Source organism: Rhodococcus spongiicola (genome assembly GCF_004011835.1).
GTDB lineage: Bacteria > Actinomycetota > Actinomycetes > Mycobacteriales > Mycobacteriaceae > Prescottella > Prescottella spongiicola.
In genome coordinates, this window is the sequence record NZ_RKLN01000001.1 from 600,643 (window position 1) to 623,104 (window position 22,462).

General features: G+C 66.4%; 22 protein-coding genes. 7 read left to right on the forward strand and 15 right to left on the reverse strand.

Going from position 1 to position 22,462, the window contains the following annotated elements:
- Positions 1–89: 89 nt before the first annotated feature.
- From EF834_RS02800 to EF834_RS02830, 7 genes are all read right to left on the reverse strand, one after another.
- Positions 90–1,577 (reverse strand): class I adenylate-forming enzyme family protein, encoded by a 1,488-nt coding sequence (locus tag EF834_RS02800; RefSeq protein ID WP_127945553.1) that lies wholly within the window; start codon positions 1,575–1,577, stop codon positions 90–92.
- A 150-nt stretch (positions 1,578–1,727) separates the two neighbouring features.
- Positions 1,728–3,350 (reverse strand): substrate-binding domain-containing protein, encoded by a 1,623-nt coding sequence (locus EF834_RS02805; RefSeq protein WP_127945555.1) that lies wholly within the window; start codon positions 3,348–3,350, stop codon positions 1,728–1,730.
- A gap of 224 nt (positions 3,351–3,574) precedes the next feature.
- On the reverse strand, positions 3,575–4,771 hold the full coding sequence (locus EF834_RS02810) for a lipase family protein (protein ID WP_235870964.1): 1,197 nt from the start codon (positions 4,769–4,771) through the stop codon (positions 3,575–3,577).
- 17 nt (positions 4,772–4,788) lie between these two features.
- Entirely contained in the window at positions 4,789–6,453 is a 1,665-nt protein-coding gene (locus EF834_RS02815; protein WP_127945557.1) for a Na+/H+ antiporter, read from the reverse strand.
- Between the two features lie 79 nt (positions 6,454–6,532).
- Entirely contained in the window at positions 6,533–8,998 is a 2,466-nt protein-coding gene (locus EF834_RS02820) for an HAD-IC family P-type ATPase (RefSeq protein WP_127945559.1), read from the reverse strand.
- A 127-nt stretch (positions 8,999–9,125) separates the two neighbouring features.
- Positions 9,126–10,223, reverse strand: coding sequence for an MBL fold metallo-hydrolase (locus EF834_RS02825; RefSeq protein WP_127945561.1), 1,098 nt, complete (start codon positions 10,221–10,223; stop codon positions 9,126–9,128).
- A gap of 11 nt (positions 10,224–10,234) precedes the next feature.
- Positions 10,235–10,966 (reverse strand): enoyl-CoA hydratase, encoded by a 732-nt coding sequence (locus tag EF834_RS02830; RefSeq protein ID WP_127945563.1) that lies wholly within the window; start codon positions 10,964–10,966, stop codon positions 10,235–10,237.
- 195 nt (positions 10,967–11,161) lie between these two features.
- Between EF834_RS02830 and EF834_RS02835 the strand changes: the two genes are divergently transcribed.
- Positions 11,162–12,232: an NAD(P)-binding domain-containing protein gene (locus tag EF834_RS02835; protein ID WP_127945565.1), complete on the forward strand. Its 1,071-nt coding sequence runs from the start codon at positions 11,162–11,164 to the stop codon at positions 12,230–12,232.
- Positions 12,233–12,242: 10 nt separating this feature from the next.
- On the opposite strand, the gene EF834_RS02840 is transcribed toward EF834_RS02835, so the two are convergent.
- Positions 12,243–13,301, reverse strand: coding sequence for a DUF1254 domain-containing protein (locus EF834_RS02840; RefSeq protein ID WP_127945567.1), 1,059 nt, complete (start codon positions 13,299–13,301; stop codon positions 12,243–12,245).
- 69 nt (positions 13,302–13,370) lie between these two features.
- Between EF834_RS02840 and EF834_RS02845 the strand changes: the two genes are divergently transcribed.
- Positions 13,371–13,853, forward strand: coding sequence for a cupin domain-containing protein (locus EF834_RS02845; RefSeq protein WP_127945569.1), 483 nt, complete (start codon positions 13,371–13,373; stop codon positions 13,851–13,853).
- 14 nt (positions 13,854–13,867) lie between these two features.
- On the opposite strand, the gene EF834_RS02850 is transcribed toward EF834_RS02845, so the two are convergent.
- A complete protein-coding gene (locus EF834_RS02850) occupies positions 13,868–14,440 on the reverse strand; it encodes a hypothetical protein (RefSeq protein WP_235870965.1) in 573 nt (190 codons plus the stop codon).
- A 125-nt stretch (positions 14,441–14,565) separates the two neighbouring features.
- Here EF834_RS02850 and EF834_RS02855 point away from each other — a divergent pair, with 125 nt between their 5' ends.
- Both EF834_RS02855 and EF834_RS02860 read left to right on the forward strand, forming a co-directional pair.
- A complete protein-coding gene (locus EF834_RS02855; RefSeq protein ID WP_127945571.1) occupies positions 14,566–15,294 on the forward strand; it encodes a Crp/Fnr family transcriptional regulator in 729 nt (242 codons plus the stop codon).
- A 68-nt stretch (positions 15,295–15,362) separates the two neighbouring features.
- On the forward strand, positions 15,363–15,908 hold the full coding sequence (locus EF834_RS02860; RefSeq protein ID WP_127945573.1) for a peroxiredoxin-like family protein: 546 nt from the start codon (positions 15,363–15,365) through the stop codon (positions 15,906–15,908).
- Between the two features lie 63 nt (positions 15,909–15,971).
- On the opposite strand, the gene EF834_RS02865 is transcribed toward EF834_RS02860, so the two are convergent.
- From EF834_RS02865 to EF834_RS02875, 4 genes are all read right to left on the reverse strand, one after another.
- Entirely contained in the window at positions 15,972–16,265 is a 294-nt protein-coding gene (locus tag EF834_RS02865) for a DUF427 domain-containing protein (protein WP_127945575.1), read from the reverse strand.
- Positions 16,266–16,390: 125 nt separating this feature from the next.
- Positions 16,391–17,884, reverse strand: coding sequence for a DHA2 family efflux MFS transporter permease subunit (locus EF834_RS02870; RefSeq protein ID WP_127945577.1), 1,494 nt, complete (start codon positions 17,882–17,884; stop codon positions 16,391–16,393).
- Positions 17,881–18,006 carry a hypothetical protein gene (locus EF834_RS18605; RefSeq protein WP_268960895.1) on the reverse strand — a complete coding sequence of 42 codons (126 nt, stop codon included), beginning with the start codon at positions 18,004–18,006 and terminating at the stop codon, positions 17,881–17,883. Before EF834_RS18605 ends, EF834_RS02870 begins: the two co-directional genes overlap by 4 nt.
- Positions 18,007–18,073: 67 nt before the next feature.
- Positions 18,074–18,910 carry an aldo/keto reductase gene (locus tag EF834_RS02875; RefSeq protein WP_127945580.1) on the reverse strand — a complete coding sequence of 279 codons (837 nt, stop codon included), beginning with the start codon at positions 18,908–18,910 and terminating at the stop codon, positions 18,074–18,076.
- A gap of 150 nt (positions 18,911–19,060) precedes the next feature.
- On the opposite strand from EF834_RS02875, the gene EF834_RS02880 reads away from it, so the two are divergent.
- Genes EF834_RS02880 through EF834_RS02890 form a run of 3 tightly spaced genes read left to right on the forward strand, consistent with a single transcriptional unit; the run spans position 19,061 to position 20,480 of the window.
- Positions 19,061–19,663, forward strand: coding sequence for a class I SAM-dependent methyltransferase (locus tag EF834_RS02880; protein WP_127945582.1), 603 nt, complete (start codon positions 19,061–19,063; stop codon positions 19,661–19,663).
- Entirely contained in the window at positions 19,660–20,208 is a 549-nt protein-coding gene (locus tag EF834_RS18430; protein ID WP_235870966.1) for a LapA family protein, read from the forward strand. The genes EF834_RS02880 and EF834_RS18430 overlap by 4 nt, the downstream gene beginning before the upstream one ends.
- A 14-nt stretch (positions 20,209–20,222) precedes the next feature.
- The gene (locus EF834_RS02890) at positions 20,223–20,480 is read left to right on the forward strand and encodes a hypothetical protein (RefSeq protein WP_127945584.1); all 258 of its coding nucleotides are present in this window, start codon (positions 20,223–20,225) and stop codon (positions 20,478–20,480) included.
- Between the two features lie 170 nt (positions 20,481–20,650).
- Here the strand turns inward: EF834_RS02890 and EF834_RS02895 are convergent, their stop codons facing one another.
- On the reverse strand, positions 20,651–21,844 hold the full coding sequence (locus EF834_RS02895; protein ID WP_127945586.1) for a Dyp-type peroxidase: 1,194 nt from the start codon (positions 21,842–21,844) through the stop codon (positions 20,651–20,653).
- A complete protein-coding gene (locus EF834_RS02900; protein ID WP_127945588.1) occupies positions 21,837–22,424 on the reverse strand; it encodes a copper chaperone PCu(A)C in 588 nt (195 codons plus the stop codon). Before EF834_RS02900 ends, EF834_RS02895 begins: the two co-directional genes overlap by 8 nt.
- Positions 22,425–22,462: the final 38 nt, after the last annotated feature.

Here is a 22,462-nt window from a genome sequence, read left to right on the forward strand (position 1 = left end):
TCTCTACCGGCGCTCCTCCCCTGCCGCAACGCAGGCCCGTTACACCCGAGGACGTCGGCCGGAGTGCCGTGGGATCAAGCGCGGTGGGATCAGCTGTGCGTGGTCAGCGGCTTCTCCATGTGACGCCTGCGCAGCTCGGGCTTGTCCACCTTGCCGACGGGGTTCCGCGGCAGTTTGTCAGCGTCGACCAGGTACACCTTCGTGGGCACCCTGGTTCGCGGCACCCGTTCGGCGGCGTGGGCGAGCAGTTCTCCTTCGGTGACCACGCTGTCGGGGTAGGTCACGACATAGGCGACAGGGACCTCTCCGAAGATCTGGTGCTCGGCACCGATCACGGCGGCCTCGACCACCGCGGGGTGGGACGCGAGGGCCTTCTCGATCTCCTTGGGGTACACGTACTCTCCGCCCCGTACGATCATGTCCTTCATCCGATCGAGGACCGTGAGATAGCCGTCGTTGTCGAATCGTCCGACGTCGCCGGTGTGGAGCCAGCCGTCGACCACCGTGCGGGCTGTTTCCTCTGGCCGCCCCACGTATCCGGACATCACATTCGGTCCCTTGATGAGCACCTCACCGGTGCCGCCGATGGGCAGGTGTTCTCCGGACGGCCCGGCAATGGCGACCTGCTGGCCGGGCATCGGCGGCCCGACGGTGCCGATCTTGCGCACCCCTTCGACCGGGTTACATGCCGAAGCGCAGGTACCCTCGGTGAGCCCGTATCCCTCGACCACGGCCAGGCCGAAACGCCTCTCCACCCGATCGAGAAGCTCCTTCGAGATCGGAGCAGCGCCGCATATCCCGAACCGCAACGACGACGTGTCGGATGCAGTGTCGGCGGGCAGAGCCGCCAGAAGTGCATAGATGGCGGGCACAGCGGAGAAATAGGTCGGACGCAGCCGACTGACGTCGTCGAGAAAGCGCTCCGGTGAGAACTGGCCGGTGATGCTCAGTTGTCCGCCCGCCAGCATCGGCGTGAGGAAGCTGATGATTATCGCGTTGGCATGGAAGAGCGGCAGGATCAGCAAGCAGTGATCATGCTCGGTCACCCGCAGATGGCTCCGGATGGAATCGGCCATGAACTGTAGGTTCGCGTGGGTCAACTGCACGCCCTTCGGGTGCCCCGTCGACCCAGATGTGTAGATCAGCAGGGCCAAGTCCCCTCCGGCCGGCGTCACGCTCCAGGTCCGATCCGGCGATGGGGCGGCCGTCATCTCGTCGACCGAGACGGTCGGGCGCCCGCCGTCGGGTGCCTGCTGTCCCTCGTTGACCACCAGCACCGCGCCGGCATCGTCCATCTGGTAGTCGGCTTCGGACTCGGCGAACGCAGGGTTGATCGGAGTCGGAATCGCACCGACACGCCACGCCGCCATCACGGCGATCAGGAGTTCGGCACGGTTGGGCAGCATCACGGCTACGACGTCACCGGCGCCGACACCACGATCTGCCAAACGTTCGGCAAATGCCAACGCGCGATCGGCGAACTGGCGGTACGACAATTCGACATGGTCGTCGCGGACGCACGGTGCGTCGGGACGTTCCAGTGCCAGGTCCCACGCGAAATAGTTGATCTCCGACACAACATCACCCTTCCGTAGTGTCTCGGACACAACGGTGCCGATCACCACACTAAAGGCGTCCGGGCCGAGTCGAAACAGTCCCGCGGGCTCAACTTTCCCGCACCGATTGTCCCGACGGCACAAGCGACGGATGGGCGGTCGTGCTCCGCGTCAGGCCGCGGCGCGACTGCGCATTGCGTCGACGAAGACACCGGGAATCTCGGCGGGTGTGCGCGCGATATGACTGGTTCCCCCAGTCGCGGCCGAGATCTGCTGCAGCGTCTCGGCGTCGGCGTCGGCGGTAATGCCGATCGTGACGATGATGACAGGACGTGCGGGGTCTTGTTCCTTCTCGAATGTGTCGAGCAATTCGTCGAGCGTGATGCTCGACGGATCCTCGTTGGAGCCGTCGGTCAAGAGAATGACACTGTTGATCGCGGCGGGGTCATAGCTCTCCTTGACCTTGCGGAACGCCGCGAGCGTCGTGTCGTACAGCCCGGTGCCACCGTTGACGAGTGTCGGCAGCTCGCGCACCGCATCGGTGAGGCGCTCGCGGTGGCTGACACCGTTCCTCTTCTCGTCCAGACGGCGGATCGGCGCGAGTTCCCTGTAGTCCTTCCCGTTCTCACCGAGCCCGATCGAGAACGCCCACAGACCGAGTTGCGCGTTGTCCGGGAACAACTTTGCCCCGGTCTCGCTTGCCTGGACCGTCAAAGCAATCCGTGTCTCCGTGCCGGCGGTCTCGGACATCGATCCGGAGACGTCCTCGACGACGAGTGCTCGCGACGGCAGCGCCAGCACGGCGTATCGCTTCAGCAACTGCGACGCCGCCTCGGGGTCGGCCACCGTCAACTCCACAATCTCCCCGACTCCCCGACCGGCGTCGAGCGGAGCGCGATCCGGCCCCCGGAAGCCACCCTCCGACAGTGCGGTCTGCCCGGCTGCAGAGCGCATCACCTCCGCCAGCGCGACGCCGGCTTCCTTAGCCTCGTCGCGGCGAGAGTCCGGCGCAGTCACCACCATCGGGTAGTCGAGAAACACGGCCCCCGTGTTCGGTGCGGTGACCGTCAACCCTGCCGACTGATCCCCCCGGTTTCCTACCTGCTGTTCGGTCGCGATCGCAGTGCCGCCATCCGACACGACGGCCTCGAGACGCTTCCCGGCGTCGGCCTCGAGCATGTTGGTGGCCTGCGTCTGCGCGAGTGGGACCAGGGCCCCATTGACAGAGTCGGCGGGGACCTGGCCCGTGTCCGCTTCGACGAGTGCGCCGACGATCGGCCCGCTCGAGATACTGCTCGACAGCGGGTCGCCGGTCCGCAGCCCCTGCAGTTCCAACGCGCTCACCCAGTTCGCGAAGAACGGCATCTCGCCGTCACGTGCCGCGATCACGATCGGCGTACTCGCAACCGACGGGGCCGCGACGTCGAACTGGGTGCCCGACACGCCACTCGCGTGAGCGACCCACCGCGTGGAATCCGGAATCCACAGCTCAGGGCCACCCTCACGGCCCGGTGCCCCGAGTTCCTCGACACCGGACGCGGCCTGAATCGAGAAGCTGCGACAGCCGAGGTCTTCTGCCGAGGTTCCGCTGGAGACCTCGCTGAGAACGGGAGCGATCGAGGGATCTGCGGCCACGGTGTAGTCGCTCACCGAGTCACACTTGTTGCCGACCAGGCCGCCGACGATGGCAAAGGCTCCGACGCCGACGACGACCGCGACGGTGATCCCTATCGTCGTGTACTTGACTCCGGGCGGAACCGGTTTCGACGGTGGGGCACTGTGGCGACCGGCCATGGACTTCGAGACCTCCGTGATGAGCGCGAGGCGGCGATGCGCACGTTGCGCGGGTTCCGCCGATCAGATGTGGACGGTGACGAGCACCTTCGACTTGGGCACCGATGGTATCCAATCTCGAGAGTGACGTGCACAACAGTGCCCAACCGCGGTGGCTCCAACCGCCGCGGCGGCTACCGGCACGGTCCACGGTGGCTACCGGCACGGTCCACAGCGTGGCACACTCACGGCGCTACTGCTCCGGCGCACGTGTTCGCGACCGGCGCCCCCGAGAACCGCCCCGCAACCCAGTCGACCGCACCGGGCAGTGCGCGCGAATCGGCGTGGTGGTCGTCGGCGCGGTACCGCAGTTCGATGTTGTCACCGAGAGCGCACGCTCGGTCGACAGCGTCGACGGTCCAGTCCGGCTGGATGAGCTCGTCAAGGCCGGAGACCACCACCAGCATCGGTGCCGCAGCCGGTCGCTGCGGCAGGGCGTCCTGCATTAGCCACTCGCGCATTCTCGTGACGTCGGCGTTGCTGCGTGGGGCCGTGTCCGCGGGGGTGAGGCTCAATGCGATGGCCAGCTTCTGGGGCAGGAGATCGCGCGTACACGAACGGAGCACGTCGCGATTCTCGAGGAGCGGGCCGTGGATGTAGGCGCTCGCGTCGAGATCGGGGTGCGCCACCGCCAGCCCGTCGAGCAGCATCGGCAGGAACATCTGTTGCGGCACGCTGAGGTTCGGCGGGCCATCGGACACGACCGGGCTGAGGTCAGCCGGCGGCGACAGACTCGCAGCCCCGACGAAGTCGAGTCCTTCGCCGTACACCGCGGCCTGCTCCGCGGCCGCCCACGACGCCTGACCACCCTGCGACTCCCCTATCGCCGCCCAGCGCGGTGAGGTGTCCGGAACGAGGGACCGTGCCGCCCGAACCACGTCGATCAGGTTGTACGCTGCGGTGATCGGTTCCAGGTAGGGATGCGGGCCGGGCGTGCCCAACCCCTGGTAGTCGGTGACGGCGACGACGAATCCATGGCCCAGCAGGTCCCGGACGAGCCCGTCCGACCCCAACAGGTCGGGGGCACGCGAGGGCGCACACTCGTCGAGCAGACCGGTCGTCGGATGCCCTACGGTCACCACGGGCCAGCCGCCGGGCGGGGCCTGCCCAGGCGGGGCGAACACCGTACCCGAGACCTCGGTTCCGCTGCCGTCGATCCCGGACGTCGACCGATACAGGATCCGCTGCCCCAGCAACCCGATGCCGATGAACGGTTCGGCGGACACCACGAGGCCGCGCTCGGCTGGGTCGGGAGCTGGGACCACCGACTCGGCCGCGGTAGTGGCGGCGGTCGCGGACACGAACTCGGGCGCCGTCGTCGCGCAGCCGACGGCAGTCGCGGCGCAGACGAGCAAGGTGAGCGCCATCCGGGTCAGGGTCACGGATCCGATTGTGCCCGTCATCCCCTCCATCGGCGCACGCGCTGTTCCGCGGCCGCCTCCTCGATGTCTCGCGATTCGAGTTCGGCGCGCAGGACCTCGTCGTCGAGGTATCCCTCGTCACGCGCGGCTATGAGTGCGCTGCGTTGCGCCTGGAGCACCCGGCGCCGCACCGTGTCGAACAGGGCCCCGGCGTGGTGCAGCCTCGTGGTATTGCCGTCGTCGCTGCCATCGTCACCACTGCCGTCGTCATCGCCCTCGGCCTCCTCGACCTGCGCCTGGGCCCGGATCGACACGCGCACCCGGTCGAGAGCGTGCGCGAACTCCTCCGGGTCGACCCCTGGGGGCGGACTGGCTGCTGCTTCGGTGAGAGCACGCTCGGCGGCGACGGCCGAGATGCGGCGTGCGAACTGCACCTCCCGGCGGCCACGTTCGGCCTCCTCGTGGTCCGCGACGTCGAGCCGTTTGATCACGAAGGGGATGGTCGAGCCCTGGATCAGCAACGTGCCCACAGCGACGGTGAACGCGATCGCCTGGATGACGCCGCGCCCCGGGAACGGGTCGCCGGCCGCAGTCAGCACCGGGACACCGCCCGCGGCGGCGAGGGTGACGACGCCACGCATACCTGCCCAGGAGACGACGACTTTCTGCCGCCAGGTCATCCCGGTCTGTACCGCGGCTCCCTTTGCGGGGTCCCGGCGAATTCTCAGCCGACCCCAGATGACGAACACCCACAGTGGCCGCACGAGCATGGCAACCAGCAGGACCGCGAACCCGTACGCGAACACGTGGTAGACGGGAAGTCCCTCGTTGGCGACGTCGTCGATGACGAACTTGAGTTGCAGCCCCATGTACGCGAAGACGAACATCTCGAGCAGCAGGTCCAGTGTCGCCCACAGCGAGCGCTCCTGGATCCTCGTCGGGATCGAGGCGTTGGTCGCATGATGGCCCATCACGAAGCCCGCCACCACGACCGCCAGTACACCGGAGGCGTCGATCTCCTCCGCGGCGAGGTAGGCCGCGAACGGCAGCACCAGCCCCAGAACAGTTTCCAGCGGTGAGTCGAACATGCGGTCCCGGACGAGCCTGACCACAGTGGCCATCACGGCACCGATCACGACGCCGCCGGCGACCTCGTAGAGGAAGAACAGTACTGGTTGCTCGATCAGCACGCGGGTTCCGGCGACGGTGCCGACGCTGACAGTGAACAGCGTCAGTGCGGTCGCATCGTTGAGCAGTCCTTCACCGGTGAGGATCGCCAGTACGCGTTTCGGCAGGCCCAGCTTGCGTCCGACGCTCACCGCGCTGACCGCGTCGGTGGGCGCGACAACCGCGCCGAGGACGAGGGCCGCCCCCAGGGTCAACTCGGGGACCAGCCAGTTCGCGAAGAACCCGACAGCAAAGGCCGTCACCAGCACGAGCCCGACGCCGAGCCGCAGGATCGAGGCGAGGTTGCGGCGCAGGCTCGCGATCGAGAAGTCCAGTGCGGCCGAGTACAGCAGCGGAGGGAGCACGACCCCGAGGAGGATCTCTGGCGTGAGTTCGAGCCGGGGCATGCCTGGGATGAATGATGCCGCGGACCCGAACGCGACGAGGACGAGAGGAACCTGCAGATCCCGCCGCTTCGCCAGGCTCGTCACCGCGATGGCGGCGATCATGACGAGCAGTACCAGGCTCAAGCTCACCTGTCGATTGTGCCGCCAACTTCGCCCGGTCGGCGGCGACAGTGGGCGTCAGATGGTCATGACCTGCTGGAACAGCACATCAGTGCACGCCTGGCAGGTCGTCGCTCGAGGCGAACAGTCGACGGCGCTCACCGTGGACCCGTCCGGTCACCCACCAAGCGACCTCGACCAGCAGCACGCCCAACAGCCCGATCACGAACCCACCGGTCGTCGCGGCGACGTTCGACGGATCGAGCTTGAAGAATTCGCGCGTGAAACTGAACCCGAACAGGACGACGTAGCCGAGCACCGAGCACACGAGCAGCACGATCTTCCACCACGTGTACGGGCGGGCGACGACGGCCAGGACCCACAGCGCGATCATGATGAGGGTGATCAGCGCCGTTGTCCCGGCCTGCTCCACTTGCTGCTCGCTGGCTTCGGGGCCCGCGTATGCGAACAGATACGACACGTACGTCGCGACACCGATGATCACGCCCGACGGGATCGCGAGCCGCATGACACGGCCGACGAATCCGGTGCGAGCACGCTCGTTGTTGGGTGCCAGCGACAAGATGAACGCGGGGATGCCGATCGTGAACCAGGCAACGATCGTCACGTGTCGCGGCAGGAACGGATACGGCAGCGGGTCGAAGTCGAAGATCTGCGCCACGATGCCCGAGACGCCGATGAGGAAGGCAAGCAGCACCGAGTAGACGGTCTTCGTGAGGAACAGGTTCGCGACCCGTTCGATGTTGCCGATCACGCGCCGGCCCTCAGCGACCACGTACGGCAGCGTCGCGAACTTGTTGTCCAGCAGCACGATCTGCGCGACCGCGCGGGTAGCCGGGCTGCCCGAACCCATCGCTACTCCGATGTCGGCATCCTTGAGCGCGAGGACGTCGTTGACACCGTCCCCGGTCATCGCGACGGTGTGGCCGCGTGACTGCAGCGCACCAACCATCGCGCGCTTCTGGTCGGGGCGCACCCGGCCGAAGGTGGTGGCCTCCTCGAGCGTGTCCGCAAGTGCCTCGGGTTCCTCTGGCAGCCTGCGCGCGTCGACCGCGTTGTCCCCACCCGGCAGGCCCAACGTCGACGCGACCGCGCCCACCGAAACGGCGTTGTCACCGGAGATGACCTTGACCTCGACCTTCTGACCGGCGAAGTAATCGAGGGTCTCGCGGGCGTCGGGGCGCACCTTCTGGTCTAGGATCACCAGCGCCCGCGGCGTGACGCCACCGGGCGCATCCGGAGCGTCGACCGGCCGGTCGCTGCTGCCGAGCAGCAGCACTCGCAGGCCCCGCGCGCCGACCTCCTCGGCCTGCCTCGCCATGTTGCTGTCCGGGTCGAGCAGGACGTCCGGGGCGCCGAGGATCCAGTTGCCGTTGTCTCCGTAGGACTGGCCACTCCACTTCTTGGCCGACGAGAACGGTGCGACGGCGGTCGGTTCCCAGCCCGGATCGTCGGTGAGCGACTCCCGGATCGCGAGCATGCTCGCGTTGGGACGCGGATCGTCCGCGGCTATCGCGGCCAGTGCACGGGCGGCCTGCTCGTCGTCCGGCTTGGCGGTGCGCACCTCGGCGAGCCTCATGCCGGTCTCGGTGAGGGTGCCGGTCTTGTCCGCGCAGACGACATCGACCCGGGCGAGGCCCTCGATCGAGGGCAACTCCTGCACCAGGCACTTGCGCTGTCCGAGTCGAACCACCCCGACCGCGAACGCGATCGACGTCATGAGCACCAGACCCTCGGGGACCATCGGCACGAGGGCAGCGACCATTCCGGTGAGCGCCGGTCCGAGTGCCTGACCGCTCGAGAACAGCTGGTTGTAGATGATCAGCAAACCAGCCGGGATCATCAGGTAGGTGATGAACTTGAGGATCTTGTTGATGCCGGAACGCAACTCGGAGTGCACCAGCGTGAACTTGCTCGCCTCGTCGGCGAGCTTCGCGGCGTACGCCTCGTGCCCCACCTTGGTCGCCCGGTAGGCGCCGCTGCCGGCAGCGACATAGCTGCCCGACAGCACCCGGGCACCGACAGGCTTGGGCACCGGATCGGCCTCGCCTGTGAGCAACGACTCGTCTACCTCGAGGACCGACGCTTCGACCACGATGCCGTCGACCACGATCTGGTCGCCCTGGCCGAGTTCGATGATGTCATCGAGCACGACCTCCTTGGGCGGCAGCGGCGTCGCCGTCCGGTCGCGGCGAACCACCGGCTTGGCCTGGCTGACGATCGCAAGGCGGTCGAGCGTCCGCTTGGCGCGGATCTCCTGGATCATGCCGACCACACTGTTGGCGATGATCAGCAGACCGAACATCCCGTCGACGATCGACCCCGTCGCCAGCACGATGATCAACAGGACGCCGAGGATCGCGTTGATCCGGGTGAACACGTTCGCCCGGACGATGTCCTTGACAGAACGGCTCGCTCGATCCGGCACATCGTTGGTCTGCCCGTTCGCGACCCGCTGCGCCACCTGATCGGCAGTGAGGCCGTGCTCGATGTGCCGAGGATCGGTGTCCAAGGTGCCGACAACGCCACCTTCGATCGGCTCGTCCGTTGCCATGACACGAAGGCTATGCCAACCTGCCGCGGCCGCCACTGAATGATCCACGTTCCGGCGCGGTCATGTCGATCACACGATCACCGGGCGCCTCCGCACTGTGGTGCAGGTCAGGTGACCACGATGCGGCTCAAGCCAGGTCTTTCCACCACTTCTCTTGCGCGGCGGGACGCATCGCGTCGACGCGCTGGCCCACCATCGGAACCGACATCTCCACCCCGGCGGTGGCGGCCGCGTCGGTCAGACGGGTGATCGGCTCACCCCAAGAGTGGAACGCGAGGTTGAACGTGGCCCAGTGGATCGGGATCAGCAGCGCGCCTCCCACGTCGAGGTGTGTGCGGACCGCCTCCTCGGGATTCATGTGGATGTCCGGCCAGTGCTCGTCGTAGGCACCGACCGGCAACAAGGTGACGTCGAACGGACCGTACCGGCGGCCGAGGTCGGCGAAGCGCGGCGTGTACCCGGAGTCGCCGCCGAAGAACACCTTCCGTCGTGGACCGGCGATCACCCACGACGCCCACAGCGTGGTGTCGCGGGAGAGCCCCCGACCTGAGAAGTGGCGAGCCTCGGTGCAGGTCAGGGTCAGTCCGGCCACCTCGACGCTCTCGTCCCAATCGAGTTCGACGATCCTCGCGTCCGGGACGTTCCACCGTCGCAGATGCGCGCCCACCCCGACGGGGACGACGAACATGGTGTCCTGGGTACGGGCGAGAGCCGCGATCGTCGCCTGATCGAGGTGGTCGTAGTGGTCGTGAGATATGACTACGGCGTCGACCGCGGGCAGGTCTGCCAGCGCCATCGGCACCGGATGCATGCGTGAAGGCCCCACGACGGTGGACGGCGAAACCCGTTCACTCCATACGGGATCCGTCAGCACTCGGCGGCCATCGATCTCGACCAGCACACTCGAATGCCCGACCCAGGTGACGGCCAGTTCGCCGGCGGTGGCCGGTGCCAGCGGCGTCGCAAGTGGGATCGCGCGTCGTGGCCGGCCCGTGCTGCCGCGTGTGAGGAGGGCCTTCGCGAGGCCAGATTGCGATCCGGCCGGCAGTGACGAACTCGGGTCTGAATTGTGGAACCGGTTGTCGCGGTACCGCGGTGACTCCGACGCGTACGGTTCGATATCCGCGCGGGACGCTCCGAGCGCCGGAATCGTTCCCCACGCGGCCCGGGCCACCCATCCCAGTCCTGCCACCGCCGCTGCGACGAGTGCTCCTCTGCCGATCATCGTCTTCCCCTCTATCGACCCCGGAAGTCCGGCTCGCGGTTCTCGAGACGCGCTACCCGCGCCTCCTGCGCATCCTCGCTGCACCATGCCGCGAACATTGCGGCGAGCTGCTCCTCTGTCTGCGGTTCGCGGGTGCCGTCGTCGTTGAAGACCAGCTTGAGGTGCCGCAAAGACAGAGGCGCGAGTTCCGCGATGCTCCGTGCCCAGTTCTGCGCGGTACCGATGTCGCCGATCTTGTTCACCAGACCGCGTGCGAAAGCCTCATCCGCCGAAAGCGTCTCGGCACCGAGAAGCATCGTGCGAGCCGGGCCGCCGCCTATGAGCGACACCAGGCGATGCACCGTCCACTTGTCGACCGCGATTCCGAGCTTCGCAGCGGGGATACCGAAGCTGGCTTCGGGCGCGGCCACGCGCAGGTCCGACGCAAGCGCGAGCTGGGTGCCGGCCCCCACCGCAGGACCGTTGATCGCGGCAATGACCGGGACCGGGATCTCATCGATCGTGTGCAACATGGCGAGTAGGTGGTCGGTAAATCCCTCGGCGTACACATCACCGGAGAGGTCGGCGCCCGCACAGAATGCGGTGCCCTGTCCGGTCAGCACGACCACTCTGGCCCCATCGGCCACAGCCTTCTCGAGAGCCTCGCGCAGCGCAATGCACAACTCGGTATTGAGTGCGTTGCGGCGATCCTGGCGCTGCAACTCGAGCGTGACCACGTGGCCGTCCCGGCTGGTCCCGATCATCGGATCTCACTCGCTTCCTCGAACGCTGGCGCCATCCACCGTGGACGGTCCCCGGCAGGTGCGATCCGAACAGTACCCGCAACGCGAGATCCACCGACCGAGCCCTGTGGAACAACGGAACCGTCGCGCGCGTTGCGGAAAAATCGGACGGCAAATTCAGGCTATGCCAGAACGAAACGGGCAGGACGGAGCGGGATGGACACCCAGCTGGAAGTGGTTGTGATCGGAGCCGGTCAGGCCGGCTTGTCCACCGCCTACCATCTACGCCGATCAGGTCTGGCGCCCGAGCGCGAGTTCGTCGTCCTCGACCACGCTCCCGGTCCGGGTGGAGCCTGGCAGTTCCGATGGCCGTCGCTGACGTTGCAGACCGTCAACAACGTGCACGACCTGCCCGGAATGTCGTTCGCCGAGACCGTCGGACCCCGCGCCGACGCAGTACAGGCCGCCGACGCCGTCCCCACCTACTACGAGCTCTACGAGAAGCGGTTCGAATTGCCCGTGCATCGGCCGGTGCACGCCACGGTCGTGTCCGATCGCGGCGAGCGGCTCGCCGTCGAGACTCCGGAGGGGACGTACCTGACCCGTGGCCTCGTCAACGCGACGGGAACGTGGGAGCGACCGTTCGTCCCCGCCGTTCCCGGCGCCGAACGGTTCGAGGGCCGCCAGCTGCACACACGCGACTACCACTCGGCACACGAGTTCGAGGGAAAGCACGTGATCGTGGTCGGCGGCGGGATCTCTGCGATCCAGTTGCTCGACGAGATCTCGTGGGTGACGACGACCACGTGGGTGACCCGCCGGGAGCCGGAGTTCCGCGAGGAACCGTTCACACCCGAGATCGGCCGCGCCGCCGTGGCACTTGTCGAGGATCGAGTGCGGCGTGGACTTCCACCGGGTTCGGTGGTGTCGGTGACCGGTCTGCCCGTCAATCCCGCGATTCGGGCCGCGCGAGACCGTGGCGTCCTGCAACGTCTGCCGATGTTCTCGGAGATCACCGAGACCGGCGTCCGGTGGCGTGACGGATCCGAGCAGCGGTCCGACGTCATCCTGTGGTGTACGGGGTTTCGTTCCTCGCTCGACCATCTCGCGCCGCTTCGGCTACGCGGCCCCGGCGGCGGGATCACCATGACCGGCCGACTCGCGACGCAGGTCGCGGCGGACCCGCGCGTCCATCTGGTCGGCTACGGCCCATCGGCGTCGACGATCGGCGCCAACCGAGCCGGACGCGCGGCAGCGCGGGAGCTGACTCAGTTTCTCGGGCACTGACAGCGACAGCTCAAGCGTCGGACTTCACGATCGGCGGGATCCCGTAGCTGCCGTCGAACACGGTCTCGTTCGGGGAGTACATGTGCAGCAACGGCCGGAAGCGACCGGTCGGGGTGGGCAACCAGTTGGCTCGTGCGGTCGGCTCCGACGGCTCGGTGGCGCTCAATGTCATGGTCAGTGAACCATCGTCGCCGTAGACCAGTCCCTCCGTGCGATCCCCGATCGAGTACCGCTCGATGGGGTTCGATACGAGATGGAAGTGCGGCATGCTGTACATCGTGATCGACCAGAAACCGTCCACGGGCGGCGTGGGCGCGAAAGTGATGGTGTAGCGACGATCGCCCGCCAACTGGTCACCGTCCGCGTCCGTGCATATCGGAGTGACGGCGGCCTCGTGCCCGTGGGTATCCCACCGCACACCCGTCGCCGCGGCAGCGGGCACCCCGATTTCGTTGGCACGAAGCCGGACTCGCCATCCGGTGCCGTCGATCACCCCGATCGCGGAGTCGCTCGCGAAGAGCGGTGTCAACGAGATCTGCTGCTGGAGTTTGCGGGCGCGACCGATATCGTCCACGCCGTCGCATGCCCACCGCCCCACCATCGACACGATGCGGGTCGGGCAGTGCACCGAGGTGGCGTCGGCTGGTAGTTCACCTGGCCATCCCGGCGGAACCAGGACGTAGCGACCCGCCTTGGTGCCCGTCGCGCGCTTGCCGATGTACGCGAAGGTGTTGGTCCACCCGTCGACGAACTGGAGTACGAAGTAGACAGCGGTGGTATCCGGCACGTCCAGGACCAACGGACCGGCGCCGAGGTCGAGGTGTGCAATCGAACAGATGGTGTCGTTCTTGACCGAGGCGGACGTATCACCAGGGCCGGCCAGGCCGCCGGCGTGGTTGAGGGAGTTGAACGAAACAGCCGAATTCGCATCCACCCCGGTGGTCGCGAACCGCTCCACCCGGGACCGGTTGCCAACCGGAGCGAACCCATGAACGAACGCCCTGACGGCCGCCTCGATGCTGACCGCCGAATTCGAACCGACTACCGAATCTCCACTCGGGTGGGTCATGGCGATCATTCCACCATCAGCGACGGGGCTACGTTCGCGTTACGCCAACATTCGGTTCATCATGGTGTCGTGACCTCCTTCCCTGAGTGGGCCAGAGCCCTCGATCTCATCCCGCACCCCGAAGAAGGCGGCTGGTACCGCGAGACCTGGCGAAGCGACATCGAGTTGCCTGGCGTCGCGTTGCCGAATATGTTCGGCGGATCGCGGTCGGCCGGCACCGCGATCCTGTTCCTGCTCGAGCCCGGGGAACAGTCCGCGTGGCACACGGTGCGTGGCACCGAGATCTGGCTGTACCACCGTGGCAGTCCTCTGCTACTCGAACTCGCCGGCGACGGCGACGCACCCGGACCGGTGACGACGCACGTTCTCGGACCGGACATTTCGTCCGGCCAGATTCCCCAGGTGGTCATACCACCTAACTGCTGGCAGCGAGCTCGGCCGATCGGGGACGAGGCGGGATTGGTCAGTTGCATCGTCGTTCCCGGCTTCGACTTCGCGGACTTCCGCGTAGAGGGGAAGGAATACCCGATGCCCTCGCCTTCGCAGTTCTAGGCGTACGTTCCGGTTCAGCGCCGGCTGGGACGTACCGCCAGCAGCACGCCGAGGGCAGCACCGTAGAGCAGGTGTTCGACGAGGAAGGTGGGGTATCCGACCATGCTCGCCATGGTCCGGATCGGGTCGCCTCCGCCGAAGAGTGCGGCCGCAATGGGCAGCCCGACCCAGACACTAGCCGCGAAAACAACTAGGCCCCAGCCAATTCCGGAGACGACAACGCTGATGCCGCGCAGTTTGGCGAGCGACACCAGAAGGCCGAAGATCGCCCCATACACGGCGCCGACCATCATGTGGATGACCGCACCGAGCACCGCTGGACCAACCGAGAAATAGAAGACGTCGCCAGCGGCGGCGCTTTGCATCGAGCTCATCATCGTGTCGGGGGCAATGAAGGTCGACGCGATGTGGTACAGCGGCGTGAAGAAGCCAGAGTCCTGGTAGGTGGCCGCGGCGATCATCGCATATGCCGCCATCACGATCGATGCCACGACACCGGCAAGCGCTCCCCGGGCGATGACGCCGCCGACAGTTCCGCCGGTTGCGGCGCTCTCGGGTAACGAACTGCTCGAAGCTGGAGTAGTCATGGAAGGTCCTCTGCGTGTTGGGAAGGAAGTTCTCTCACCAGCAGTCAATCCCGTCGCGACGATTAACGAGCCAAGAATGTCAGCGTGCTGACAGGATGGGGGTCCAGTGGATAGGGGAGGCTGAGATGGACCGGTCACAGCGGCCATTCGCGCACCTGATGCGCGCACTGGGCGGGGAGTCGTTCAGCGACGATCAACTGCGCCAGGCAGCCTGGATCTCACGCTGTGTCGGTCGCGGCGCCGCCGCGCCGCTGCGAGCCGAAGACCTGGTGGCGTTGGCCGATCTGCTCGAGGTTCAGTCGTTGCCGACCGGGTCGGTCATGTTCTCGGCCGGCCACTCGGCCGACGGGGTATGGATCGTGCGGGCCGGACAAGTGGAACTTGCGGTCGGTTCGGGGCGTCGTCGTGCCGTGGTCGACGTGCTGCGACCCGGCGACGTCGACGGCGACATCCCGCTGCTGCTGGACATGCCGTTGACGTATACCGCGCGCGCACTGACCGATTCGACGTGCTTGTTCCTGTCGCAGGTCGCGTTCGAGAAACTGATGGCCGGACACCCGGCGATCGCGCGCCGCTGGCTATCGAGCGTCGCGCAGCGCACTGCCGCGACCCAGACACGTTTGATCAGCGTCCTTGGGCGCTCACTGTCGATGCAGGTAGCTCAACTGCTCCTGGACGAGGCGGCAGACGGCACCGTGCTGCTGGCCCAGCGAACGCTGGCAGCGATGCTCGGCGTGCAGCGGCCGTCGCTGAACAAGATCCTCAAGGATTTCGAGCGGGACGGGCTCATCGCGACACGGTATGCCGCCATCGACATCACCGATCCGGACCGGTTGCGCGCACTCGGAGGGTAGACCTGATTCGGGGCAGAACGGATGATGTCGGCGAGTAGCTCGGATGAGTCTGTGCTTGACTGATATTCATGGCGAAGCTAAGCGTCGGTGACCGCTTCGAACCCCGCCGCCTGGAGACGATCGATGGGGACACCGTTGCGGTGCCCAGTCCGGATCGGCTGATCCACTTGCAGTTCCGCCGCTATGCGGGCTGCCCTGTCTGCCACTTGCATCTGCAGTCGATCCTGAGGCGGTACAAGGAGATCACGGCCGCTGGTGTGACCGAGGTCGTGGTGTTCCATTCCGCCCCCGAAGCACTGCGCCGCTCTTTGGCCGACATGCCGTTCGCCGTCGTCGCGGACCCGCAGCGAAGCCTCTACTCGGAAGTCGGCGTCGAATCGGACCCCACCGCGATTGCACACCCACGGGTTTGGCTTGCTGCGGTACGCGGTGCGGCAAGCCAGCGTTCGATCAGATCCGCTCTCGGTCGGGGTGAGAACCACTTCGGAAAGCCCGCGGATTTCCTCATCGCCTCCGATGGCCGCGTCCTGGCCCGCAAGTACGGCACGCACGCCGACGACCAGTGGTCGGTCGACGAGATCCTCACGCTGGCAGATCAATTGCCCTCGCCTTGACGCCGGGCGACATCGTCCAGGGCCGACATCCGAGCGCAGTACCACGCACCGTGTTATTCGGGGCTATTCGGGTTCACCCTCGACCTGGATGCCGTTCCAGAATGCAACGTAGTCGCGGATCTGACTGGCCTTCTCTTTCGGTTCGGGGTAGTACCACGCCCCGTCCTCGTTCTTTTCCTCGCCGACCGTGACGTGGTAGTAGCTGGCAAGCCCCTTCCAGGGGCACACCGTTTCGGTGCGACTGTCGCTGAAGTACTCGCGGCTTAGCGACTCCGGCGGGAAGTACTGGTTACCCTCCACCTCGATCGTTGACGGCGCCTCGGCGATCACCGTGCCGTTCCAGATTGCGCGCATCATCTCGTGCATCCTCCTTCACGGGTCCTTCCTCCATTCGAGCCTTCCACGGCGCACAGCCTGTGTCGAATGTCGGCGTGATGACACGACCGGGGTAGCCGGTCGGGAGAACGGCAGCCTCGATTCGGTCAACCCTCAGCAGGGACCGGTTCTCTGTCGTCACGCGATATCGAAACATGTTGAGTTCCTGTGCCCTTACGGGGATCGACGAAGAACAGGACGGCTACGAACCCGAGCATCAGCGCAGCAGCTGGAAGCATCGTCGACTGCGCCATTGCGGTGGAGAACGGCTCGCGGACCAGTTCCGGTAGCTGACCGACGAAAAATCCCTCATGCACCGAAGCACCACCGGCACCCGGCACTTCCGCGGTGATCCGCGACGTCATGAGTGCACCCATCGCAGCGCTGCCCAGAACGGCTCCGACCTGACGCGTGGTGTTGTAGACACCCGATCCGGCGCCGACGTGTGCGGGCGGCAGGTTGCGGGTCGCCGTAGCGGCCAGCGGCGCCCAGATCAAGGCGTTGGATGCACCAATCATCGTGGTCGAAGCCAATATCTGCCAGATTGGCGTGGACGGGGTCAGCTGTGTCGCCAGCCACGCGATGGACAGCGCGAACATCAGGAAGCCTGGACCGGCTATGTACCGCGGGTGGGTCCGGTCGACCAGCCGTCCGACGAATGGCGCGAGGACGGCGGTGACGACGGCCAGCGGGGCCATCAGCAGAGCCGAGCGAGTCGGGGACAGTCCGGTCACGCTCTGCGCGTAAAACATGAACGGCAGCATCACCGAGGTGACCGCGAACCCCATCGTCGCGATGCCGACGGTTGCGACCGAGAAATTGCGGTCCTTGAACAATCCGAGCGGCACAAGCGGTTCGTCGCGGTTGACCTTCTGCCACCATACGAAACCACCCATGACCACTAGTCCGGCGCCGATCAGACCCCAGGTGCGGCCGTCCCAGTCGTAAGACCCGCCTTCCTGCAGACCGAAGACGATGCAGAACAGGCCGATCGCACTGAGCGCAACACCGATCATGTCGAACTTGTGGTTGTTGGTCGGCAGCGACGGGACCAGGCGCCAAGCGAGCAGGAAGCCGATGGCGCCGACCGGGAGGTTGATGAAGAAGATCCACTCCCAGCCGAGGTTGTCGACGAGGACGCCGCCGAGGATCGGGCCGACAAGGGTCGCGATACCGGCCACCGAACCCCACATTCCCATCGCAGCACCACGCTTGTTCGGTGGGAAGATTCGCGCGATGACGGCCATCGTCTGCGGCGTCATCATCGCGGCGCCGAGGCCCTGGAACACGCGGGCGACGATGAGCATCGCGACGTCGCCGGACAACCCGCACCACAGCGACGCGAGGGTGAACACGACCAGGCCGATCAAGTACAGGTTCTTGGGTCCGAACCGGTCACCTAGGCGCCCGGTGACGAGCAGCGGCACCGCGTACGCGAGCAGGTAGGAACTCGTTACCCAGATGACCGCGTTGACGTCGGTGTTCAAGTCGGCGGTGATGACCGGGTTCGCGACCGCCACGATCGTGCTGTCGACGATGATCATGAAAAATCCCAGGCAGAGCGCCCACAAGGCCGGCCACGGCCGGATTTCAGTCTTCATCGTTTGCCCTTCCGATCATCGAGCTTCAGTGATGCGAGGAGTTCCTCGGTCACCCACGGAACGGCGCCCGCACGGACGCGACCGACGGAGGTGTTCAGCCAGCCCACTTCGGCCCGCGTCATCGCCCGGGTGTACAAGAACGGGATACTAGCGGTTCGCGATAGCTACCTCGGACCGCACCGGCAGTCGTCAGCCGAAGGTCTCCGGGTTCCCCCCGAGGCGACCGTCGGGTCGATCGAGCGAACAGATCGCAAACATGTCGTCGGCGGTCAGTTCGAAGTCGAAGACATCGAAGTTGGACGCGATACGCTCCGGCGTCACCGACTTCGGAATGACCACGTTCCCGAGTTGAATGTGCCAGCGCAGGATCACCTGGGCCGGCGTGCGGCCATGCGCGTCGGCGATGGTACGAATCGTCGCGTTCGCGATGCTGGTCCCCTCCCCCAGCGGACCCCACGCCTCGGTGACGATGCCCATGTCGGCGTGGACCGAGCGCAGATGTGACTGGGTGAACTCCGGGTGCAGCTCGATCTGATTGAGCACGGGGGTCTCCCCCACCGCCTCGACAAGCCGCTCGAGGTTCTCGGCGGTGAAGTTGGAGACGCCGATCGACCGGACCCGGCCGTCAGCCTTCAGCTGCTGGAACGCCTTGAACGTGTCGATGTATCGGTTCTTGGCGGGGACGGGCCAGTGGATCAGGTAGAGATCGATGTACTCGAGCCCCAGTCGGGCGAGACTGTCGTCGAACGCCCGCAGCGTCGAGCCGTATCCCTGGTCGGCGTTCCGCAGCTTGGTGGTGACGAACAGATCCTCACGGTCGATGCCGGAATCGGCAAGCGCTCGCCCCGTCCCGGTCTCGTTCCCGTAGATGCTCGCGGTGTCGACACTCCGATAACCCACCGTCAACGCCTCCGAGATGGCGGCGTATGCCTGGTCGTCGGGCACCCGGAACACTCCGAATCCCAACTGCGGAATCGAATTGCCGTCGTTGAGCGCAATGTCCGGTACCGGATCGATCGAGGTCATACTCGGGCAACGAGAGCGACCGCCGGACTGTTCCCACAGCTCCGAAGCCGGCAACCGCGGACACCTGCGTATCCGTTGCGCCGCGACCTCGGCGGGGCCTACGTTGGGGCCTACGTGCGATCCAGGTGGTCTGGTCGGAAGGGGCGGGCGATGAACCTCGGTTACCGGCTGGCGTATCGACTTGGCGTCACCCCTTGGGAGCACGCTGGACGCATCATCTTCGGCAAGCAGCTCGACAGGTTGCTCGATGGGGCCGCGCCACCCGCGTCGGGCGCGAAGGCTCTCGACCTCGGCTGCGGCACTGGCGACCACTCGATCCAACTCGCCATGCGCGGTTGGTCCGTTACCGCGGTCGACGCAGTACCCCTGGCGATCAGCCGGGCCCGCGCCAAACTACCGATCGCAGGCGCGGACGTGAAATTCGTCCTCGGCGACGTCACCAACCTGCCTGCGTACGTCGCGCGGGGGTACTCCCTCGCGCTCGACATCGGCTGCTTCCACGGGCTCACCGATGACCAGCGCACCGCGTACGGCAACGGACTCACCGCGGTCACCGATCCCGGAGCACAACTGGTGATGTTCTCCTTTTCGCCGGGCTGGCGGGGACCGCTGCCACGTGGGGCGTCCCAGCTCGACGTGGAGCGGGCGCTGGGCGGCTGGACCGTCGTCGGCGACTATCCGATCGACCCCGACGCCTCGCTCGGCTTACTCGCGAAGGCCGACCCCCGGTTCTTCCGCCTTGTCCGGAGTTGACTGCCACCGATGCGAGTCAGCCGAGAAATCTGCGGCAATACCAAATCGGCGGCAATACCTCTGACAGTGATGAAACACCCCTAACCGCGATGAGCCTGTCTACCGGGCAGCCGACCACTAAGCTGAAGAGCGGGGCGGATGCGGTCAGCGTGCCGCCTGTGGTCGACGTGGGGTGCGAGGAGACGGCCATGAACAACCCAGTCGCCGGCGCCGGTCCGGAGCCGGGCAACGAACAGAACGAAGACGCCGCACCGCCGCCTCGCGGCTCCAATCTTGTACCCACGCGAGCCGGGATGGCATGGACTGCTGTGGCGGTGGGCGCAATCATCGTTGTCGGCATGCTGATTTTCATCCTGCAGAACACCGAGGAGATCGACATTGCCTTCCTCGGCTGGAACTTCACTCTTCCACTCGGGGTGGCGCTGCTGTTTGCTGCGATCGGCGGTCTGCTGGTCATGGCGTTCATAGGAGGGGCACGCATATGGCAATTGCGCAACGCCTACAAATCCGCCAGTGCTGAACCTTCTCGGCGGGACAGCACCTGAAACAGGAGGCCGCCATGCTTGTCATCGTCGGATTGATCCTGCTAATTGCCGCTGTGGTCGTCGTAGTCGCAGCTGTGTCCGCGAACAGCGCTGACGAACACATTCTTCCCCGCGAGTTCGAAGTTCTGGGCATCGACATCACCGGATCGACGGGAGAGCTGTTTCTGTACGGCGCCGCGGTCGGTGCTGTCGCCATGCTCGGGCTCGCCCTCCTCGTCGCAGGCATGCGTCGCCCGGCACGCCGGGTGACGGCCCCTACCGAGTCGGCGTGACCTGGTCGGCGGGCAATGCCGCTACTTCAAGGGCCCCCCGCGACCGCCGGATGCTGACACGATGGCGCCGCACCCGGCGGCGGCGGGTGGGCGAAGGCCGGCTCAGGCAGTACCAGCGTTGATCGGCTCAGCCGATACGAAGCATGAAACCGACTGTCGCCCAGGATTTCTCACCCGAGGAGTCCCTCCCCCAGGTACTCGCCCTCTCGACACCCGGGAGGGATCGCGAACACTGCAGAACCGATCGGCGTCGACCACTCGTTGAACATGTCGGCCTCCGCGAGTCGCTGCTGCACGGGTAGGTACTGGACATCGACGTCGGCCTGGTACGCGACGAAGATCAAACCGGAGTCCGATACCCCGATTCCGTCCGGTGCCTCGTCATAGTTGTAGCCCCGCCGCAGGAACCGTTCCCGCGGCGCGAGGGGTCGGGCGCGCGCGATGTGCGAGAACTCCGGGATGATCTCGAGCCCGCCAGGTCCGACCGCATCGAAATCGGGCGTGTCGAACTCCGATTCGCCGGTCAGGGGCGCACCGTCCGACATTCGGCGTCCCATCACCTCGTCACGGCCCGGACGGTCGAGTTCGTCCCAACCGTCGAGATCGAGGTGGATCCGTCGAATCACGACTGACGTTCCCCCCGCCATCCACGGCTGCTCGATGCCGTCGTTCCACACGACCTGCGCGAAGTCGTCGCTGCCCTTCCGCGGATTGATCGTGCCGTCCACCTGGCCCATGAGGTTGCGCATCGTGGTGCCCTCGGGTTCGCTGCCCCGCGCACGTCGGAACCCGCGCTGTACCCACCGGACCGTCGCAGTGTTCCGGGCGTTCTTCAGCAGTACTCGCAGCGCGTGCGCGACGGAGACCGGGTCGTCCGAACCCACCTGCAACAGCAGGTCACCATCGTTCCACTGCTCCTCCAGTCGGTCGATCTCGAACGGTGGCAGCGGATTGCACCATGAGGGGCGACGGTCCTCCAGGCCCGCTGCCCGGAACACCCCGGGACCGAACCCGACCGTGATGGTGAGCCGGGCAGGCGCGGTCGCCAGATCGGGCTCGGTGTCCGCCAACGCACCCCGCCCGTCCGTGAGCCGTGAGGCATCGTCGGTCCAGACCCGCATCAACCGAACCAGCGCCGCCCGGTCGGTCCCGGGCACTAGGTCGAGGCCGACGAACGTGGCGTGCGCCTGCGGCGCCGTCTCGATCCCGGCCTGGTGATCGCCGTAGAACGGAACGGTTTCCGAAACTTGCTCGGGCTCCACGGCCGGCCGCGCTATCGCGACCCCCGCACCGAGGCCGAGCCCGGCGCCGCCGACCGCGGCGGCACCGAACCCGAACAACTGCCGTCGGCTGATGTCAGCCACTGTGTGCCTCGCTGTCGTTGTGGTCGTGGTCGCTCGTCTCGTACCCGTGATCGTCCGTCTCGGTACGGGTCTCGCCGTGGGAGTCATACTCTTCACGGGCACCGGCGAAGTCACGGACCTGCGCCGTGACCTCGGCAGTGGCTCCGTCCGCGAATGTGAACGTGAGGTCCACGTCGGTACCGGCCTGTATCGGGGCCGGGAAATCGAACAGCATGATGTGATCGCCGCCCGGCGCGAGCTCGTGCGAGCTATGGGCGGCCACGGTAATGCCGCCGTCCTTCTCGCGCATCTTCATCGCACCGGTACCGTCGGCGGCCATCTCGTGCAGTTCGACGCGCGGAGCCGCCTGTGTCGTGACCGTCGTGAGCGTCACTGCGCTGTCCGAATCGTTGACGATCGTGCCGAACATGGCGGTCATCCCGCTGTCGGCCGCCTTGACCCACGAATCCTGCAGCGAGACTACGGTGTCCGTACCGGTCGATCTCGTCTCGTCTGAGTCGCTGCTGCATCCGGCGAGAGCGAGACCGGCCGCAAGGGCGACACCGATCGAGAGAACGCTGGCTCGGGTATATGCCTTCATCCAATGTGCCTTTCGTATGCGGGCGCGCGGCAGCCATC

Bases quoted from the DNA above. Each gene is read 5' to 3' on its own strand.
- EF834_RS02805 (WP_127945555.1), bottom strand. From the start codon at position 3,350: ATGGCCGGTCGCCACAGTGCCCCACCGTCGAAACCGGTTCCGCCCGGA.
- EF834_RS02820 (WP_127945559.1), bottom strand. From the start codon at position 8,998: ATGGCAACGGACGAGCCGATCGAAGGTGGCGTTGTCGGCACCTTGGAC.
- EF834_RS02825 (WP_127945561.1), bottom strand. From the start codon at position 10,223: ATGATCGGCAGAGGAGCACTCGTCGCAGCGGCGGTGGCAGGACTGGGA.
- EF834_RS02830 (WP_127945563.1), bottom strand. From the start codon at position 10,966: ATGATCGGGACCAGCCGGGACGGCCACGTGGTCACGCTCGAGTTGCAG.
- EF834_RS02835 (WP_127945565.1), top strand. From the start codon at position 11,162: ATGGACACCCAGCTGGAAGTGGTTGTGATCGGAGCCGGTCAGGCCGGC.
- EF834_RS02840 (WP_127945567.1), bottom strand. From the start codon at position 13,301: ATGACCCACCCGAGTGGAGATTCGGTAGTCGGTTCGAATTCGGCGGTC.
- EF834_RS02850 (WP_235870965.1), bottom strand. From the start codon at position 14,440: ATGACTACTCCAGCTTCGAGCAGTTCGTTACCCGAGAGCGCCGCAACC.
- EF834_RS02855 (WP_127945571.1), top strand. From the start codon at position 14,566: ATGGACCGGTCACAGCGGCCATTCGCGCACCTGATGCGCGCACTGGGC.
- EF834_RS02860 (WP_127945573.1), top strand. From the start codon at position 15,363: ATGGCGAAGCTAAGCGTCGGTGACCGCTTCGAACCCCGCCGCCTGGAG.
- EF834_RS02865 (WP_127945575.1), bottom strand. From the start codon at position 16,265: ATGATGCGCGCAATCTGGAACGGCACGGTGATCGCCGAGGCGCCGTCA.
- EF834_RS02870 (WP_127945577.1), bottom strand. From the start codon at position 17,884: ATGAAGACTGAAATCCGGCCGTGGCCGGCCTTGTGGGCGCTCTGCCTG.
- EF834_RS18605 (WP_268960895.1), bottom strand. From the start codon at position 18,006: ATGACGCGGGCCGAAGTGGGCTGGCTGAACACCTCCGTCGGTCGCGTC.
- EF834_RS02875 (WP_127945580.1), bottom strand. From the start codon at position 18,910: ATGACCTCGATCGATCCGGTACCGGACATTGCGCTCAACGACGGCAAT.
- EF834_RS02880 (WP_127945582.1), top strand. From the start codon at position 19,061: ATGAACCTCGGTTACCGGCTGGCGTATCGACTTGGCGTCACCCCTTGG.
- EF834_RS02890 (WP_127945584.1), top strand. From the start codon at position 20,223: ATGCTTGTCATCGTCGGATTGATCCTGCTAATTGCCGCTGTGGTCGTC.
- EF834_RS02900 (WP_127945588.1), bottom strand. From the start codon at position 22,424: ATGAAGGCATATACCCGAGCCAGCGTTCTCTCGATCGGTGTCGCCCTT.